The organism is Polaribacter sp. (genome assembly GCF_049276715.1).
Classification (GTDB): Bacteria; Bacteroidota; Bacteroidia; order Flavobacteriales; family Flavobacteriaceae; genus Polaribacter.
In genome coordinates this window covers 40,588-57,375 of sequence record NZ_JBASWY010000044.1, presented here as the reverse complement: position 1 = coordinate 57,375, position 16,788 = coordinate 40,588, and the positions used below count along the sequence as shown (strand labels likewise).

Sequence of the window (16,788 nt, the reverse complement as noted above, 5' to 3'; positions counted from 1 at the left end):
AGCAAAATTAAGATTCTGATAAATAAATATTTTAGTTGCTGAAATGATTAAATTATATCAATTTAATATTTTATAAAATATACGTTATAATTTTCATCAACTTTAATCTTAAATGTTTACTGTTATTGAAAGTTTTATAGTTTGTTAACGTTACAATTGTTACCAAATTGTTACTTTTGAATGATTTTATAAGATTATTTGAAATGGGTTTATTAAGAACTATATTTTTTATTCTGCTATTTTATTACGGTTTTAAATTTTTACTAAGGTTATTAGCTCCTTTTTTGGTAAAAAAAGTAGCAGATACTATGCAAAAGAAAGCAGAAGAACAATTTGGAAATCAGCAATCTAAAAGTACTGTTAGAGAAGGAGAGACTGTTATAGACAAAGCACCAAAAAATAATACACAAAGTAAAAATTCTGTTGGTGAATATGTCGATTTTGAAGAAATAGATTAGTTATGAAAAAAGGAAAATATTTTCGATATTTAATTGCAGTATTAATATTTATAGTTGCTTCTGTAGCATATTTTCATCCTGTTTTAAGTGGTAAACAAATTGCACAATCAGACATTACTCAATTTAGAGGAATGGTTCAGGAAATTGAAGATTTTAGAACCGAAAACAAAAAAGAACCTTATTGGACTGGTGCTTCTTTTAGTGGAATGCCTGCGTATCAAATAAGTGCTTATTATCCTTACGATTTTGTAAGAGTTTTAGATAGAACTATTCGTTTTTTACCAAGACCTGCAGATTATACTTTTCTTTATTTTTTAAGTTTTTTTGTATTAATGATGGCTTTAAAAGTAGAATGGAGATTGGCTATTTTTGGGGCACTTTCATTTGGTTTTTCTACGTATTTAATCATTATTTTTATTCCTGGCCATAATTCTAAAGCACATGCAATTGCTTACATGCCTATGGTTTTAGCTGGTGTTTTGTGGGTTTTTCAAAAAAGATATGTGTTAGGTTTTATTGTTACAGGTTTGGCTATGGCTTTAGAAATCTATACAAACCATATACAAATGACCTATTATCTTGGTTTTTGTCTATTAATTCTTGGAATTGTTCAGCTTATAAATGCGATTAAAGAAAAAATGTTGCCAATTTTTATAAAACAAACAGCAGTTATTATTGCTGCAGTTGTTTTGGGGATAGGAGCAAATGCCCCAAGATTAATGGCAATGAAAGAGTATGCAGAATTTAGTACTCGTGGAAAATCTGAATTAACAATTAATCCTGATGGAACCAATAAAGAAGCCACAAAAGGTTTAGATAAAGAATATATAACGCAATATAGTTATGCAAAATTAGAAACTTTTAATTTGTTCATACCACGTTTTATGGGTGGTGGAACTGTGGAAGAATTGGGCAAAAACTCAAATTTTTATCAATTAATAGAAAAACAAGCAGGTAAAAAAGTTGCAGACGATTACTCCAAACAAGTACTTACTTATTGGGGAGATCAACCAATTATAGAAGCACCAGCTTATATTGGAGCAGTAATTTTCTTTCTTTTTTTCTTAGGAATTTTTCTAGTAAAAGGAAGATTAAAACAATGGTTAGTAGCAGCAACCATCTTTTCAATTGTATTAAGTTGGGGTAGAAATTTGGAATTTTTAACTAACTTTTTTATTGATTATGTTCCTCTATACAATAAATTTAGAGCAGTTTCATCAATCCAAATTATTGCTGAATTGTGTGTACCAATTCTGGGAGTTTTGGCTTTAAAAGAGTTTTTCTCTTCCACAATTTCATCCGAAGAAAAAAAGGAATCTCTTAAAAAAGCAGTATATACTTTTGGAGGTTTAATTATTGTAGGTTTTTTATTAGCGCATATTTCATCTTCATTTGAGGGGATAAGAGATGCAAATTACAAAGATTTACAAGGTTTAATTGATGCAGTAATTGCAGACAGAAAATCGATGTTATTAATAGATACTTTGCGCTCTTTAGCTTTGGTAATTGTTTCTGCTGCTGTTCTTTGGTTTTTCTTAAATAATAAGTTAAAGAAACAATTTGCAATTATAGGTTTGGTAGTTTTTGTTTTGTTCGATTTAATTTCTATTGATAAAAATTACTTAAATGAAAACGATTTTGTAACCTCTAGAAAAGTAGAAAAACCTTTTACAGCATCTAGTGCAGATCAAATTATTTTACAAGATAAAACACATTATAGAGTTGCAAACTTTGCTGGAAATCCAATGGAAGATGGAGCAACTTCTTATTTTCATCAGTCAATTGGCGGTTATCATGCTGCAAAAATGGGACGTTATCAAGAGTTGTTCGATTTTCAAATAGCAAAAAATAACATGGAAGCTTTAAACATGTTAAACACCAAATACTTTATTATTCCTGATGATAAAAATCAATTGAGCGCTCAAAAAAACGAAGATGCAAATGGCAATGTTTGGTTCGTAGATAAAGTGCAATTAGTAAATTCTGCAAATGAAGAAATGAAAGCTTTAGATTCTTTAGACACTAAAACTGTTGCTGTTCTGGATAAAAGTAAAGTATCAGAGAACATTGCATTTAAATTCGAAAAAGACTCAACTGCTTCCATACAATTACTAGATTATAGAGTTAATGAATTAAAGTATCAATCAAAAGCGGCAAAAGAGCAGTTTGCGGTTTTTTCTGAAATCTACTATAAAGATGGTTGGAATGCTTATGTAAATGGTAAATTAACACCACATTTTAGAGTAAATTATGTTTTAAGAGGGATGAAAGTTCCTGCAGGAGAGCATAAAATTGAATTTAAATTCGAGCCAAAAGTAATTGAAAAAGGAGGTTTGTATTCTTTAGCTTCTTACTTTATTTTAATACTAGTTTCAATAGGTTGGTTTTTTTATGATGAGAAAAAGAAGAAAAAATCAGCTTTAAATGTATAGCAAAATTCCGCATAAAAGATATGCACATACTTTAGCATTTCTTCAAAAAGTAGTTCCAGCTCCTGCAACGATTTTAGACTTGGGTATTAGAAATCCTTTTTCTGAAATCATGGAGCAAAATGGCTATACAGTGCTTAATACGAATGGTGAAGATTTAGATTTATTGCCAGAAATTGTAAAAGAATACAAAGTAGATGCTGTTACTGCATTTGAAATTTTTGAGCACTTGTTAGCGCCTTTTAATGTTTTAAGGCAAATTGAGACCTTAAAATTAGTAGTTACAATTCCTTTAAATTTATGGTTTGCAAAAGCCTACAGAAGTAAAAGTGATATGTGGGACAGACATTACCACGAATTTGAAGATTGGCAATTTGATTGGCTTTTGGAGAAGTCTGGATGGGAAATTCAAGAAAAAGAAAAGTGGACAAGCCCCATTGATAGAATAGGTTTTAGACCTATTTTAAGAAAATTCACGCCAAGATATTATGCAGTTTATGCAACTAAAAAAGAAGCATGAAAAAAAATATTTTAATAGTTGTGGGCACAAGACCCAACTTTGTAAAAATTACACAATTTAAAAAAGTAGCTCAAAAATATTCTGATTTAGATGTTAGAATTGTACATACAGGTCAGCATTATGATGAGAAAATGTCTGCTATTTTTTTGAAACAATTCAATATAGAAGTTGATTATTTTTTAGGAATTACAAGTACATCTGCCAATAGTTTAATTGGGGAAATTATACTGCAATTAGAAAAAGTAATTACTGAGTTCTCTCCAGATATTTTGCTTTGTGTGGGTGATGTAAATTCCACATTAGCTGCTGCAATATGTGCAAATAAGTTAGGGGTAAAACTCGGACATATAGAAAGTGGTTTGCGTAGTTTAGACAGACAAATGCCAGAAGAAATCAATCGAATTTTAACAGATGAAATTTCTGATATTTGTTTTGTAACAGAAAAAAGTGGTCTTAAAAATTTAGAAAAAATAGGTAAAAAAGGCCATCAAATAGCATTTGTTGGGAATACCATGATTGATACTTTGGTAGCTTTTAATAAAGAAATTGAAGCTTCAACAATTTTAGAGGAAATTGCTCAGGAAAAACATCAATATATTTTAGTTACTATGCATAGACCAAGAAATGTAGATACTAAAAAAGCGCTTTTAAAAATTATTGATTTGTTTAAAAATACAACACAAAAACATCATGTGGTTTTTTCTATTCATCCAAGAACCAAAAACAGTTTTATCAATTTTAATTTGAATCAATCTTTAAATGAAATTAATAATTTAACCATCATTGATCCTCAAAATTATTTTGCCTTTCAAAAATTAATAAAATATTCGTTCTGTGTAATTACAGATAGTGGAGGCATACAAGAGGAAACTACTTTTTTACAAATTCCTTGCATCACTTTAAGGGAAAATACAGAGAGACCATCAACTATAGAACAAGGCACAAACGAGTTAATGTCTTTTGATACTGATAAAATTTCTGCGACAATACAAAGTATTTCTGAGGGAACTTTTAAAAAAGGAACGATTCCAGAATTTTGGGACGGAAATGCAACAGACAGAATTTTACAAAAAACCATCGAATTTTTAGCATGAGTTACATTTGTATGATTGTTGATGGAGCTTATCCTAATGATATTAGAGTGAGAAAAGAAGCTGAATCTTTGGCTGAATATGGTAAAAAAGTAGTAGTTATTTGTCCAAGAAAAAAGAACGATTTAGAGTCTGAAATCATAAATGGCGTTACCATTTTTAGAATCGGAAAAAATTACACAAACAGTAAAAAAGGGATTTACGATATCATAGAAAGCGTTTTTAATATCAATCTTCTTTTTTATTTCGGATTAAAAAAAGCGTTCAAAAAATACAATATTGATTTTTTACATGTACACGATTTACCTTTAGCAAGCACAGGTTTTAGATTTAAAAAGCAAGTAAAAAAAATCTATTTAGACTTGCATGAAAACTATCCAGAAGCTCTAAAAACATGGTTTTTATGGAAACAAAGTACTATCATCAAAATTAAAAATAAGTTGTTTTTCAACTCAAAAAGTTGGTCAAAAAAAGAGGAAAAATATTGCAATAAGTATGACAAAGTAATTTGTGTTGTAGAAGAAATGAGAGAGAAATTAATTATTAATTTTAATATTGATGATAAAAAATTGGTTGTAATTTCCAACCACGAAAAAAAAGATTTTGTAAACAATTTTAATGAAGAAGTAACTCAAAATATTATCAATAAAAATGATTTCTCGATAACTTATGTGGGGGGGTTAGGCCCTCACAGAGGTTTGCAAACTGCTATACACGCAATGTCGAAAATTGTTGAAAAAATACCCAATGCAAAACTTTTTTTAATTGGTAAAGGAAGTCTAGATGTTGAGAGTAAACTGAAAACAATTGCAAAAGAAAATAAAGTAGAAAAGTGCGTAATTTTTGTGGGTTACAGACCTTTTAAAGAGGTGTCTGCAATTATGCAGAAAACGAATGTAAATATCATTCCGCATTTAGCTAACGACCATACAGACAATACGATACCTCATAAATTGTTTCAAATAATGATGAGTAAAAGTTTGCTTTTAGTAAGCTCTTGCAAACCTTTAAAAAGAATCGTTTCTAAGTACGATGCTGGAATTATTTTTAAAGCTAATGATGAGAATGATTTTGCAGAAAAAGTAATTTTGATTCATGAAAATTACGCATCATATCAATATAAAACAGCTAATGCTTTTGATGCTGTGATGAATAAAGGAGAAAATTGGGAACAAGAAAGTATAAAATTATTAAGTTTATACAATAATTCAACAATTTGAAAGCACTAATTATTACATATTATTGGCCACCTGCAGGAGGTTCTGGTGTTCAGCGTTGGTTAAAGTTTGTAAAATATTTACAAGAGTTTGGCATAGAACCTATTGTTTATACTGTGGAGAATGCAAATTATCCAAAAGAAGATGTTACTTTAATTGGTGAGATTCCTAAAGAAGTTAAAATTTTAAAGTATCCAATTTGGGAACCTACTAATTTTTTATTTTGGAAGAAGAAAAATAATCAGAAAAAAGATATATCAAACTCTACAAATAGTAGTTTTTTATCATTTTTAAGAGGTAATTTTTTTGTGCCAGATCCGAAAATATTTTGGGTAAAACCTTCTGTAAATTTTTTGCAAAAGTATATTGAATCGCACAAAATTGATGTCATAATATCTACAGGTCCTCCTCATAGCATGCATTTAATTGCCCAAAGATTGCAGAAAAAAAACAACATTAAATGGATAGCAGATTTTAGAGATCCTTGGACAGATTTGTATTACAATAAAGATTTTAAGCAACTAACAAGGGTTAAACAGCGCAACAAAAATTTAGAAACCCAGGTTTTAAAACAAGCAGATTGTATAGTAACTGTGAGTAATTCTTTAAAAAGTGAATTTTTAAAAATTGCCAAAAGAGTAGAGGTAATTACGAATGGTTTTGATTCTGAAGTTTCAAAAGTTGATGCCCCTGTTTTGGATGAAAAATTTTGTATTTCTTATATTGGTTTATTGCCAAAACAAAGCAATCCGAAAATACTTTTTAAAGTTTTAAATACCCTGTGTTCTGAAAACAGTGGGTTTAAAAACGATTTAAAAATTAATTTTATTGGTGATATTTCTGATGAAATAAAAATAGAAACTAAACTACATAATTTATTAGAAAACACTATTTTTAAAGGATATGTTTCTCATACAGAAGCTATTGAATATCAGCAAAGAGCACAAGTTTTATTGTTATTAATTCCAAATATTAAAAAAGCAAATGGAATTTTAACGGGTAAACTTTTTGAGTATTTAACAGCAAAAAGACCTATTTTAGCTATTGGTCCAAACAAAGGAGATTTAGCAGAAATTTTAGAAAACACAAATGCTGGTGTGGTTGTAGATTTTAATGATGAGGTACAACTCAAATTAGAAATTAAGCAATTATATAATCGATACAAACAAGGAAATTTAATAGTTGAATCTAGAAATATTGAAAAGTTTCACAGAAAACAGTTAACAAAAGAACTGGCTACTATTATTAAAAGTATAGCTTCATAAAAATGGGAATCGTATTAAAACAATCATTTAAAAACACCTTATTTATTTATTTAGGTTTTGCTGTTGGTGGTTTAAATACACTGGTTTTATACACTCGTTTTCTAGAAGATGAATATTATGGGTTGGTTACTTATTTGTTGGCAACTTCCAATATTTTAATGCCTTTAATTGCGCTGGGTATTCATCATACCATCGTAAAGTTTTTCTCTAGTTATTTTACAAAAGTAGACAAAGATAAATTTTTATCATCTGTATTATTTTTGCCTTTATTGATTGCGATTCCTATGGGTTTTGTGGGAAATTTATTTTACGAACAAATTGGAAATTACTTATCAGCAGAAAATCCTATCATTAAAGAATACACTTTTGTAATTTATTTAGTAGCTTTTACTTGCGCTTATTTTGAAGTTTTTCATGCGTGGGCAAAAGTACATTTCGAAACTGTTTTTGGTAACATTTTAAAAGAATTATACAATAGAGTTGCAGTAATGATTTTACTGTTTGCAGTCTATTTTAATTGGATAACAAAAGAAGAGTTTATTTACTATTTAACTGCAGCTTATTTTGTAAGAATGCTATTAATGATGTTGTATGCCTTTAAATTGTACATGCCAAAATTTACATTTGCAAGACCAGATAACTTTAAAGAGGTTTTGCGTTTTTCGATCTATATTATTATGGCAGGAAGTGCTGGTGCCATAATTTTGGATATAGATAAATTTATGATTCCTGGAAAAGAATCTTTAGAAACTGCAGCTTATTATTCTGTGGCTGTTTTTATTGGTTCTTTTATAGAGGCTCCAAGTAGAGCAATGTTAAATATTTTGCAGCCTTTAACGTCGAAGACTTTAAACGAAGAAAATCATACAGAAGTAGCATCTTTATATAAAAAAAGTTCTATTAATTTATTAATAATTAGTGGCTTCTTCTTTGTATTGATTAATGCAAATATAAATGAGTTATTTCGCTTATTACCAGTTCAATATGCTGGAGGAGCACTGGTTGTTTTTATGATTTCTTTATTAAAAATGTACAATGGATTTTTAGGAAATAATGGCGCTATTATAAATAATTCTAAATATTATAAAATTACATTACCTTATAGTTTAATAATGGCTTTTTCTGTTTATTTTTTAAATAAATTGTTTTATTACGAACTTGATATGGGTACAGATGGTTTAGCCTTAGCAACGTTAATTGTAATTTTTTGCGCAAATACAGGTAAAATTTTGTTCGTAAAAAGAAAATTTTCCATGACACCTTTTACAGATAAATCATTTTTGATGATTGGTTTAATTGCACTATTATACCTACTTTTTAATTTTTGGGATTTTACTTTTAGTGATATTTATTTCCTTAAATTTCCTATTCATCCAATTTTAAATATGTTCTTAAAAAGTGTTTTAATTACTGTAACCTATTTAGTTTTGGTAGTTAAATTAAATATTTCTACAGAAATATCTAATATATCTAAAAGATTTTATAAGTAGCAATCTATAGAGTCTGTGAGCATATGAAACAATAATGCCACGCATAAAATTCTTGTTTTCTTAAAAAATAATCCTAAAAAGTAGAATCCAATTGCAATATATGAATGCAGAGGATGAAAATTAATACTGCATCTATTCTCTTTAAATATAGGATTTGCTAACAAATGATCCAAATCTACAATGATGGAAAACAAGAAAATTAAATATACTGTTTTCCATCGATCTCTAAAAAAAAGAAATGCTATAATAAGAGGAACTATAAAATGAAGAGAGTAATGTATCGTAAACTTCAACATAAAAAATTATAAATAACTAATTGCATTCGGACCTTCCATAAATAATAAATCTAATATTGATAAATTAGGAATAAAACCATGTTTGTCATCAAAAACCTGAATGTAGTTATCTACTATTTTTTCTGGATGATGTTTAATGTCTGCAAGCAATCTGAAGTCTTTTTCTGATGTTTTAGTTTGATAAATTTCTGTCTTAGTAAAGTAAGAACTTAATTGCAAAGCATCTGTAATAAACAGAAAAGTATCAATATTTACATCTTGTAAATATTTGTATTTTTTTTCGAAGATGTAAGCAATATCATCTTCAAAAAACTCAAAATAAGGAGAAACTCTATAAGAAGATTGTAAAGATTTAAAATGCTGGTCTTGCCAAGGAAAAGCATTTTCTACTAAAGTATCTTTTGTTTTTTTTCTGCCTTCTTTAAGCTGATGTTTTACAGGAATGTTCAATAGCAATTTACCATTGGCATTATATATATAACAACGATTTCTATAGCTTTGTTTTTGGAAATTATCTTCCATTTCAAATACAATAGTTTCAGATTTTATAATTTCTGAATATTGTGAAATAGGAGAGAAGTATGTAGGAATAAATATTGACATTAGCCCCTTTTAATTCCCCAAAGGGGAAATTTTAGCAAGTCTATGAAAAGTTTGTAATAAATTTTCATCTAAACAAATAAATTCATTTTGATTAAAACTCTCTGCTAACTTTGCGTTAAACCTTTGCATCTTTGCGTTTATTTTATTACTTAATGAAAACTGCTACTTTAGATTGCCAACTGAAAAACTACAAACTGAGCATTTATTTCTTACCTTTCTTTTTCCCTTTATAAAAACTCCAGCCTATATAAATAGCTATTAATGCAAAAACTAAATATCTGTATGAAACTGGTTCTCCATCTCCACCAACAGTTGTAAACATTCTATCCCATCTAATAGATTTTATTTTCGTACCAAAACTAGGCGCATTTGCATCCCAACTAAACCAAATTAAAACGGGTTTTCCTAAAACATGGTCAAAAGGAACATAACCCCAATAACGAGCGTCTAAAGAATTGTGTCTGTTGTCTCCAATTAAATAGAAATAATCTTGTTTAAAAGTGTAAGAATCAGCTTTTTCTCCGTTAATAAAAATGTTTTCTCCAACAACTTGTAAATCGTTGTTTTCGTAATTTTTTATAATTTGCTCGTAAAAGGGCAGTGATTCAGCATCTAATTTTACAGTAACTCCTTTTTTAGGAATATAAATTGGTCCAAAATTATCTTGACTCCATTGTAGTTTTTCTAAATGTGGAAAAATAGCTTTATCTGCACCATGATTAATCTTTTTAACAGAAACCGTAAGTGGATATTCTTTTAATCTTGCAACTTCCTCTGCAGTTAAATTAATATTGATTTTATTATCGACAGAAATCATTTTTAACCTTTCAGCAAAACTTGGATTAATGCCTCCAGCTACTTCTGTGTATAGAGAATCTTCTCCAATTTTAGATAAACTTCCATTTTCTTTAATGGCATCTTGAACCTTACTATTGTTCCAATATTCTGATAAAATTTTGTAAACGCCTGTTCTTTCTTTAGCTAATAAAAACTTTGGATAGGTGTTTCTGTCAATTGGTTTTTTAGATTCGTAAGTATAATAAAACTGCAGTTTAGCTCTATAAGGTAATTCGTTTCTCTTACCATTGATGTAAGCATAACCATTTCTAAATTCTAAAGAATCTCCAGCAATAGCAATACATCTTTTTACGTAATTTGTTTTTTTATCAACAGGTTTGTAAGTAAATTTCCCAGAAGTGTCACCCCACATTGTAGCCAAAGTGTCTGCAGGCCAATTAAAACAAACAATATCGTTGTTTTTAATTTTTTGCAAACCTGGTAAACGTGTGTAAGGCAATTGTGGTTTTTTTAAGTAAGATACAAACGATGGATTTAAATTAATACCAGTAAAAGGTACAGGTATAGATGGAATAGTATCATGAACCATTGGTGCAGCAATTACTGTGGATGGAACTCTTGCTCCATAATGAAATTTGCTCACAAATAAATAATCACCCACCAATAAAGATTTTTCTAAAGACGATGTTGGTATGGTAAAAGGCTGCATAAAATAAGTATGCACTAAAGTTGCTGCAATTATGGCAAAGGTTATAGAACTAACCCATTCACCCAATTCAGAACGTGGTTTTATGCTTCTTTCTGCATTGTATTTAGCATCTGTTGTATAATTGATATAAAAAATATACAAGCCCAAAGTTGCGATAACTAAAAATGAATCTAATTTTTTGTAAAAACCAAAAGTTCGAATGGTTTCTATCCAAATAACTGGAAACATTAACAAGTTTACAATGGGTATAAAAAGCAAAATAATCCACCATTTTGGACGATTTATTATCTGCATTAAAACAACTCCATTGTAAATAGGAATTGCTGCCTCCCAAGCTTTTCTACCTGCTTTTACATACAGTTTCCAAGTACCTAAAAAGTGAATTACTTGAACAACTATAAAGAAGATAAACCATTGTGTAAATGTCATAATGTATTTTTTATTTTCCTTAAAAAGGAAAGTTTTCTAATATTTAATAAGGCGCAAAATAGAAAAAAAGTTACAGTTTTTATGAGATGTTTAACACATCTTTCATCGTAAAAACGCCTGTTTTGTTTAAAATCCATTCTGCAGCAATAACAGCACCTAAAGCAAAACCTTTTCTGTTATGTGCTGTATGTTTAATTTCTATCGTATCAACTTCTGATGTATACCAAACAGTATGCGTGCCAGGAACTTCTGGGATTCTTTTAGCAACAATGGGTATTTCACTAGCTGTATTTTTATCACCTAAAATCCAAGTTTCTTTGGATGTATTTTCTATAACACCTTCAGCCAACGTAATTGCAGTTCCACTTGGGGCATCTAATTTTTTGGTATGATGAATTTCCTCCATAGAAATGTTGTAATCTTTTAGAGTACTCATCATTTTTGCCAATTGTTTGTTGAGCTCAAAAAAAATATTTACCCCCACACTAAAATTAGAAGCGTAAATAAAAGCCCCTTTTTTTTCTTCACAAAGTTTAACAGCATTTTTATAGTTAGCTAACCAGCCTGTAGTTCCCGAAATTACTGGAACAGAGTTGTTTAAGCAGTTAGAAATATTAGTGTAAGCAGAATCTGGCACACTAAAATCGATGGCAACATCAGCCAAAGTAATGTCGATTTCATCACCAGCATCTTTTCTAATTACAATTTCATGGCCTCTAGAAATGGCAATTTTTTCAATTTCTTGCCCCATTCTTCCATATCCTAAGAGTGCGATTTTCATTTTAAAAACTATATTTTATCGTAAGACCCACAGTTGGCATATCAAAACTAATAGGATCTTGAATTAAAGTGGGCTTAAAACTCAAATTATCATCTGTATTAAACTGCAACAAATGCGCATTTACACTGGCTTCTACAATTTGTAAAATGTATAAAATAACAAAAGATAGAAGCGAAAAATCTCTATTTTCTCTCAATTGTTCTTGAGCAGCTTCCATAGTTTCTAAAGAAACAGTTTCTATACCATTAATGATAAATTCGTCAACCAAACCATTTTTTCTTAGTTTATAAGCCGTTCTAAATCGTTTGTATTCGCTGTTGTTAACTTGATAATAATATGCAGGAAATGCCAAAGCCCCCCAAACTATAGGAGCTTTCCAATATTTTTTATTATAAATCTGTCCTCCTCCAGGAAAAATAGCAGAATAAAATGCTGCTTTCGAAGGCGATAAAGGATTATAAATAGCTTGAGTAGTTTTTATTTTACCATCAATTTTTAAATCTTTAATTGATGGTGCATCTGGGATGGAATCTTTTTGCGCAAATAAATTCGCAGAAAAAAATGCGATATAAAAAACAAATATGACCTTCTTTAAAAACACTTATTGAAGTAATTTTTTAATACGATTAAAATCCTCCTCTGAATGAAAAGGAATTGATATTTTTCCTTTTCCATTTGAGGTTGCAGATATTTCTATTTTTTGACCAAAATAGTCGCTAATTTCTTTGATACTATTTTTCAAGTAGGCTGGAATTTGCTTCTTTTTTGGTTTTGCAATTGCTCCAGATTTTAGATTTTTCACCAAATCTTCAGTTTGCCTTACAGATAATTTATCTCTTAAAATTTTCTCGTAAATAGCTAATTGATCTTCAGTATTATCAACATTAATCATAGCACGTCCATGACCCATAGAAATAAAACCATCACGCATTCCTGTTTGTAAAATTGGATCTAATTTTAATAAACGAAGATAATTTGTAACAGTAGAACGTTTTTTACCAACTCTTGTGCTTAATTCTTCTTGGGTTAATTGAATTTCATCAATTAAACGTTGGTAAGAAAGTGCTACTTCTATTGGGTCTAAATTTTTACGCTGTATGTTTTCAACCAAAGCCATTTCTAGCATTTCTTGGTCGTTTGCTAATCTTATATAAGCTGGTATTGTTTCGCTACCAATTAATTTTGAGGCTCTAAAACGTCTTTCACCAGAAACTAATTGAAACTTATTTCCTTCTAATTTTCTTACAGTAATAGGTTGAATAACTCCTAATTCTCTTATAGAACTAGCTAGCTCTCTTAAAGCTTCTTCATCAAAATAAGTTCTTGGTTGATAAGGATTTACATCAATTAAATCTAGTTCAATTTCAATAATACTACCTACAACTTTATCTGCATTTTTATCTGATGCAGAATTAATATTGGGTGATTCTTGTAATAAAGCAGATAATCCTCTTCCTAAAGCTTGTTTCTTGGTTGCTTTTGCCATTTTACGAATTCTTTTTTAATAATTCTTGGGCTAAATTTAAGTAATTTACAGCACCTTTACTAGTAGCATCATAAGCAATTATACTTTCGCCATAACTTGGGGCTTCTCCTAAACGTGTATTTCTTCTAATTATTGTATTAAAAACCATGCTAGAAAAATGTTTTCTAACTTCGTCTACTACCTGATTAGAAAGGCGCAAACGAGAATCGAACATGGTTAAAAGTAACCCTTCTATTTCTAAATCTGCATTATGAATTTTTTGAATACTTTTTATGGTATTTAATAGCTTCCCTAAACCTTCTAAGGCAAAATATTCGCATTGAATAGGTATCATTACAGAATCTGCTGCTACCAAAGAGTTTAAAGTAATTAAACCCAAAGATGGAGCACAATCTATTAAAATATAATCGTAATCATTTTTTATTTCCTCCAAAGATTTTTTGAGCATATACTCCCTTTGTTGCTTATCTACTAACTCAATTTCTATGGCTACTAAATCTATATGCGCAGGAATAATATCTACATTTGGAGAGGTCGTTTTAACAACTGCTTCTCTTGCAGAAATCGTATGTTCTAATACTTGGTATGTACCTAATTCTACAGCATCTACATTAATGCCTAAACCAGAAGAAGCATTTGCTTGAGGATCAGCATCAATCAATAAAATTTTTTTCTCTAAAACCCCTAAAGAAGCTGCCAAGTTTACACTTGTGGTTGTTTTTCCTACACCTCCTTTTTGATTCGCAATCGCAATTATTTTGCCCATATAAACTCTCTGTTATCAAAGAGTAAAATTACAATTTATTATGCTTTCTGACAGTGAAAGATGTTAACAAAAAGATAAAGTTTTAAAGTATTATAATTTAGATTTTTATGAGTTATTTCTTAAAGTTTTTAAACAATTATTACACTTTAAAATACATCTTTTTTTAAATGTTTTTTGGTCGTTTATTTTAGTTCTTTTCTGGTATATTTTTTAAAACCTCTAATAATAATTTCCAAAATTTTTGAGTTGATGATATTTGTGCACGTTCAACTGGAGAATGCGCTCCTCTAATATTTGGACCAAAAGAAATCATATCCATGTTTGGATAATTTTTACCTAAAATTCCACATTCTAAACCAGCATGACAAGCAGCAACTTTCGGATTTTCGTGAAACAATTCTTTGTATTTATTTTCTAAAATAACCAAGATTTCTGAGTTTAGATTAGGTAACCAACCAGGATAAGTTCCTGAAAAATCGACATCAAAACCTGCCAATTCAAAACAAGCTTTTAGAGAGTTTGCTAAATCCCATTTATTACTTTCAGAAGACGAACGAGTTAAACAACCAATTTTAATAGCTCCATCTTTTACAATGATTCTTGCAATATTATTAGAGGTTTCTACCAAACCATCAACATCTGGACTCATTCTATAAACACCATTTAAAGCAGCGTAAATTGCTTTGATAAAACTTTCTTGAACTCCTAATTCTACAACGTTCTTTGGAGTATTAACTTTTTGAATATCAATAGCTAAGTTTTTTTCAATTGTTAAAAACTCTGTTTTTATTTTGTTGATAAGTACAACCATTTCTGATAAAAACCCTTCTTTAGAAATAGTATCAATGACTATAGTTGCAAAGCTTTCTCTCGGAATTGCATTTCGCAAACTTCCTCCATTTATTTCAGAAATACGCAAGCCATATTTTTCAAAACCTTCGAATAACAAACGATTCATAATTTTGTTTGCATTTCCAAGACCTTTGATGATATCCATTCCAGAATGCCCACCATTTAAACCTTTTACTGCAATTGAAAAAGCAGTTACGTTATTTGAAGTTTTTTCTTCTTTATAAGATTTTGTTGCAGTTACATCTACACCACCTGCACAACCAATGCCAATTTCATCATCTTCTTCTGTATCTAAATTTAAGAGGATTTCTCCTTTTAAAATTCCACCTTCTAAACCCATTGCACCGGTCATTCCAGTTTCTTCATCAATGGTAAATAATGCCTCAATTTCTGGATGTTGAATATCTTTTGAAGACAAAACAGCCATAATTGCAGCCACTCCTAAGCCATTATCTGCGCCCAAAGTTGTGCCTTTTGCTTTTAGCCAATCACCATCAACATACATATTAATTCCTTGGGTTTCAAAATCGAAAACAGTATCTGCATTTTTTTGATGCACCATATCTAAATGACCTTGCATAACAATGGTTTTTCTGTTTTCCATACCAGATGTTGCAGCTTTTTTTATGATGACATTTCCAACTTTATCAACAAAAGTTTCAAGGTTTATACTTTTACCAAAATCAACCATAAATTGGATAATTCTTTCTTCTTTTTTTGATGGTCTTGGAACTGCATTTAAATCTGCAAAATGATTCCAAACTACTTTTGGTGCTATATTTCTAATATCCTGACTCATGTGATTTATTTAAAATTGGGTCCTCAAAAATACAGCTTTTAAAGACCAAAAAAAAGCCTTCTTTGTTAAGAAGGCTTTTAAATTTTTAAAACGAATTTAGTTTATTTCAAGTACAACATCTTCTAAATTCTTACGAACCTTTTTTAAGTCTTTCATATAATCTTCATCTGCTCTAAAACCAACAGGTAAAACTAAGACTGAACTTAAATTCTGTTCATTTAGTTTTAAAACTTCATCATATTTTTCTGGAATAAAACCTTCCATTGGGCAAGCGTCTATTTGTTCTAAAGCACAAACTGTCATTAAATTACCCAAAGCTAAATAGGCTTGATTTTTGTTCCAAGCAAACAATTCTTCTTGTGATTTTTTATCAATTTCTGCGGTTAAAAACTTTTTAAAAGGTGCAATGATGGTATTTTCTGTATTTCTAATTTTCTGTACCAAATTAAAGTATTTTTCGACTTCATTTTTGTCATATTCTTTTGGTACGCAAATAACCAAAAGATGTGAGGCCTCCAAAACTTGTGGCTGATTCCAAGAATGTGAAACTAGTTCTTTTTGTATGGTTTTATTGTTTATAACTATAAGCTTTAAAGGTTGTAAACCATAAGAAGTTGCTGTTAAATTAAAAGCTTCTTTTAAAGTGTCTATTTGTGTTTTTGAAAGCGATTTATGCTGATTAAATTTCTTAACAGCATATCTCCATTTTAAACTTTCTATGGTATTCATTTTATATTATTTTTTTGCAAAAATATATTTTTAATGTTCAAGAAATATATAAAGTTATTGGTATAATTTA

General features: G+C 29.4%; 16 protein-coding genes. 7 read left to right on the top strand and 9 right to left on the bottom strand.

The features are described 5' to 3' along the window. Positions 1 to 203 precede the first annotated feature (203 nt). From WAO74_RS11170 to WAO74_RS11140, 7 genes are read left to right on the top strand one after another with little or no spacing between them, the layout of a single operon-like run. A complete protein-coding gene (locus tag WAO74_RS11170; RefSeq protein ID WP_422162523.1) occupies positions 204 to 458 on the top strand; it encodes a DUF4834 family protein in 255 nt (84 codons plus the stop codon). A 2-nt stretch (positions 459 to 460) separates the two neighbouring features. After that, positions 461 to 2,890, top strand: coding sequence for a YfhO family protein (locus WAO74_RS11165; protein ID WP_422162147.1), 2,430 nt, complete (start codon positions 461 to 463; stop codon positions 2,888 to 2,890). Next, entirely contained in the window at positions 2,883 to 3,407 is a 525-nt protein-coding gene (locus WAO74_RS11160; RefSeq protein ID WP_422162146.1) for a methyltransferase, read from the top strand. Before WAO74_RS11165 ends, WAO74_RS11160 begins: the two co-directional genes overlap by 8 nt. Next, a complete protein-coding gene (gene wecB, locus WAO74_RS11155) occupies positions 3,404 to 4,501 on the top strand; it encodes a non-hydrolyzing UDP-N-acetylglucosamine 2-epimerase (RefSeq protein ID WP_422162144.1) in 1,098 nt (365 codons plus the stop codon). The genes WAO74_RS11160 and wecB overlap by 4 nt, the downstream gene beginning before the upstream one ends. Then, entirely contained in the window at positions 4,498 to 5,718 is a 1,221-nt protein-coding gene (locus WAO74_RS11150) for a glycosyltransferase (RefSeq protein WP_422162143.1), read from the top strand. The genes wecB and WAO74_RS11150 overlap by 4 nt, the downstream gene beginning before the upstream one ends. Beyond that, entirely contained in the window at positions 5,715 to 6,980 is a 1,266-nt protein-coding gene (locus WAO74_RS11145) for a glycosyltransferase family 4 protein (RefSeq protein ID WP_422162141.1), read from the top strand. Before WAO74_RS11150 ends, WAO74_RS11145 begins: the two co-directional genes overlap by 4 nt. A 2-nt stretch (positions 6,981 to 6,982) precedes the next feature. Then, entirely contained in the window at positions 6,983 to 8,470 is a 1,488-nt protein-coding gene (locus tag WAO74_RS11140) for a lipopolysaccharide biosynthesis protein (protein ID WP_422162139.1), read from the top strand. Here the strand turns inward: WAO74_RS11140 and WAO74_RS11135 are convergent. From WAO74_RS11135 to WAO74_RS11095, 9 genes are all read right to left on the bottom strand, one after another. Next, a complete protein-coding gene (locus tag WAO74_RS11135) occupies positions 8,461 to 8,766 on the bottom strand; it encodes a DUF6122 family protein (RefSeq protein ID WP_422162138.1) in 306 nt (101 codons plus the stop codon). The genes WAO74_RS11140 and WAO74_RS11135 overlap by 10 nt on opposite strands. Positions 8,767 to 8,772: 6 nt before the next feature. Then, a complete protein-coding gene (locus tag WAO74_RS11130; RefSeq protein ID WP_422162136.1) occupies positions 8,773 to 9,369 on the bottom strand; it encodes a WbqC family protein in 597 nt (198 codons plus the stop codon). A 202-nt stretch (positions 9,370 to 9,571) separates the two neighbouring features. After that, positions 9,572 to 11,305: a signal peptidase I gene (gene lepB / locus WAO74_RS11125; RefSeq protein ID WP_422162134.1), complete on the bottom strand. Its 1,734-nt coding sequence runs from the start codon at positions 11,303 to 11,305 to the stop codon at positions 9,572 to 9,574. Between the two features lie 79 nt (positions 11,306 to 11,384). Then, entirely contained in the window at positions 11,385 to 12,086 is a 702-nt protein-coding gene (gene dapB / locus WAO74_RS11120) for a 4-hydroxy-tetrahydrodipicolinate reductase (protein ID WP_422162132.1), read from the bottom strand. Position 12,087: 1 nt separating this feature from the next. Beyond that, on the bottom strand, positions 12,088 to 12,687 hold the full coding sequence (locus WAO74_RS11115) for a DUF5683 domain-containing protein (protein WP_422162130.1): 600 nt from the start codon (positions 12,685 to 12,687) through the stop codon (positions 12,088 to 12,090). Then, positions 12,688 to 13,572, bottom strand: coding sequence for a ParB/RepB/Spo0J family partition protein (locus WAO74_RS11110; protein ID WP_422162128.1), 885 nt, complete (start codon positions 13,570 to 13,572; stop codon positions 12,688 to 12,690). Position 13,573: 1 nt separating this feature from the next. Beyond that, positions 13,574 to 14,338: a ParA family protein gene (locus WAO74_RS11105; protein ID WP_422162126.1), complete on the bottom strand. Its 765-nt coding sequence runs from the start codon at positions 14,336 to 14,338 to the stop codon at positions 13,574 to 13,576. Between the two features lie 187 nt (positions 14,339 to 14,525). Beyond that, the gene (locus WAO74_RS11100) at positions 14,526 to 15,989 is read right to left on the bottom strand and encodes an aminoacyl-histidine dipeptidase (protein ID WP_422162124.1); all 1,464 of its coding nucleotides are present in this window, start codon (positions 15,987 to 15,989) and stop codon (positions 14,526 to 14,528) included. 96 nt (positions 15,990 to 16,085) lie between these two features. Further along, positions 16,086 to 16,718 carry an NAD(P)H-dependent oxidoreductase gene (locus WAO74_RS11095; protein WP_422162122.1) on the bottom strand — a complete coding sequence of 211 codons (633 nt, stop codon included), beginning with the start codon at positions 16,716 to 16,718 and terminating at the stop codon, positions 16,086 to 16,088. Between the last annotated feature and the right edge of the window lie 70 nt (positions 16,719 to 16,788).

Coding starts and splice junctions, on each gene's coding strand:
- WAO74_RS11170 (WP_422162523.1), top strand. CDS start 204: ATGGGTTTATTAAGAACTATATTTTTTATTCTGCTATTTTATTACGGT.
- WAO74_RS11165 (WP_422162147.1), top strand. CDS start 461: ATGAAAAAAGGAAAATATTTTCGATATTTAATTGCAGTATTAATATTT.
- WAO74_RS11160 (WP_422162146.1), top strand. CDS start 2,883: ATGTATAGCAAAATTCCGCATAAAAGATATGCACATACTTTAGCATTT.
- wecB (WP_422162144.1), top strand. CDS start 3,404: ATGAAAAAAAATATTTTAATAGTTGTGGGCACAAGACCCAACTTTGTA.
- WAO74_RS11150 (WP_422162143.1), top strand. CDS start 4,498: ATGAGTTACATTTGTATGATTGTTGATGGAGCTTATCCTAATGATATT.
- WAO74_RS11140 (WP_422162139.1), top strand. CDS start 6,983: ATGGGAATCGTATTAAAACAATCATTTAAAAACACCTTATTTATTTAT.
- WAO74_RS11135 (WP_422162138.1), bottom strand. CDS start 8,766: ATGTTGAAGTTTACGATACATTACTCTCTTCATTTTATAGTTCCTCTT.
- WAO74_RS11130 (WP_422162136.1), bottom strand. CDS start 9,369: ATGTCAATATTTATTCCTACATACTTCTCTCCTATTTCACAATATTCA.
- lepB (WP_422162134.1), bottom strand. CDS start 11,305: ATGACATTTACACAATGGTTTATCTTCTTTATAGTTGTTCAAGTAATT.
- dapB (WP_422162132.1), bottom strand. CDS start 12,086: ATGAAAATCGCACTCTTAGGATATGGAAGAATGGGGCAAGAAATTGAA.
- WAO74_RS11110 (WP_422162128.1), bottom strand. CDS start 13,572: ATGGCAAAAGCAACCAAGAAACAAGCTTTAGGAAGAGGATTATCTGCT.
- WAO74_RS11105 (WP_422162126.1), bottom strand. CDS start 14,338: ATGGGCAAAATAATTGCGATTGCGAATCAAAAAGGAGGTGTAGGAAAA.
- WAO74_RS11100 (WP_422162124.1), bottom strand. CDS start 15,989: ATGAGTCAGGATATTAGAAATATAGCACCAAAAGTAGTTTGGAATCAT.
- WAO74_RS11095 (WP_422162122.1), bottom strand. CDS start 16,718: ATGAATACCATAGAAAGTTTAAAATGGAGATATGCTGTTAAGAAATTT.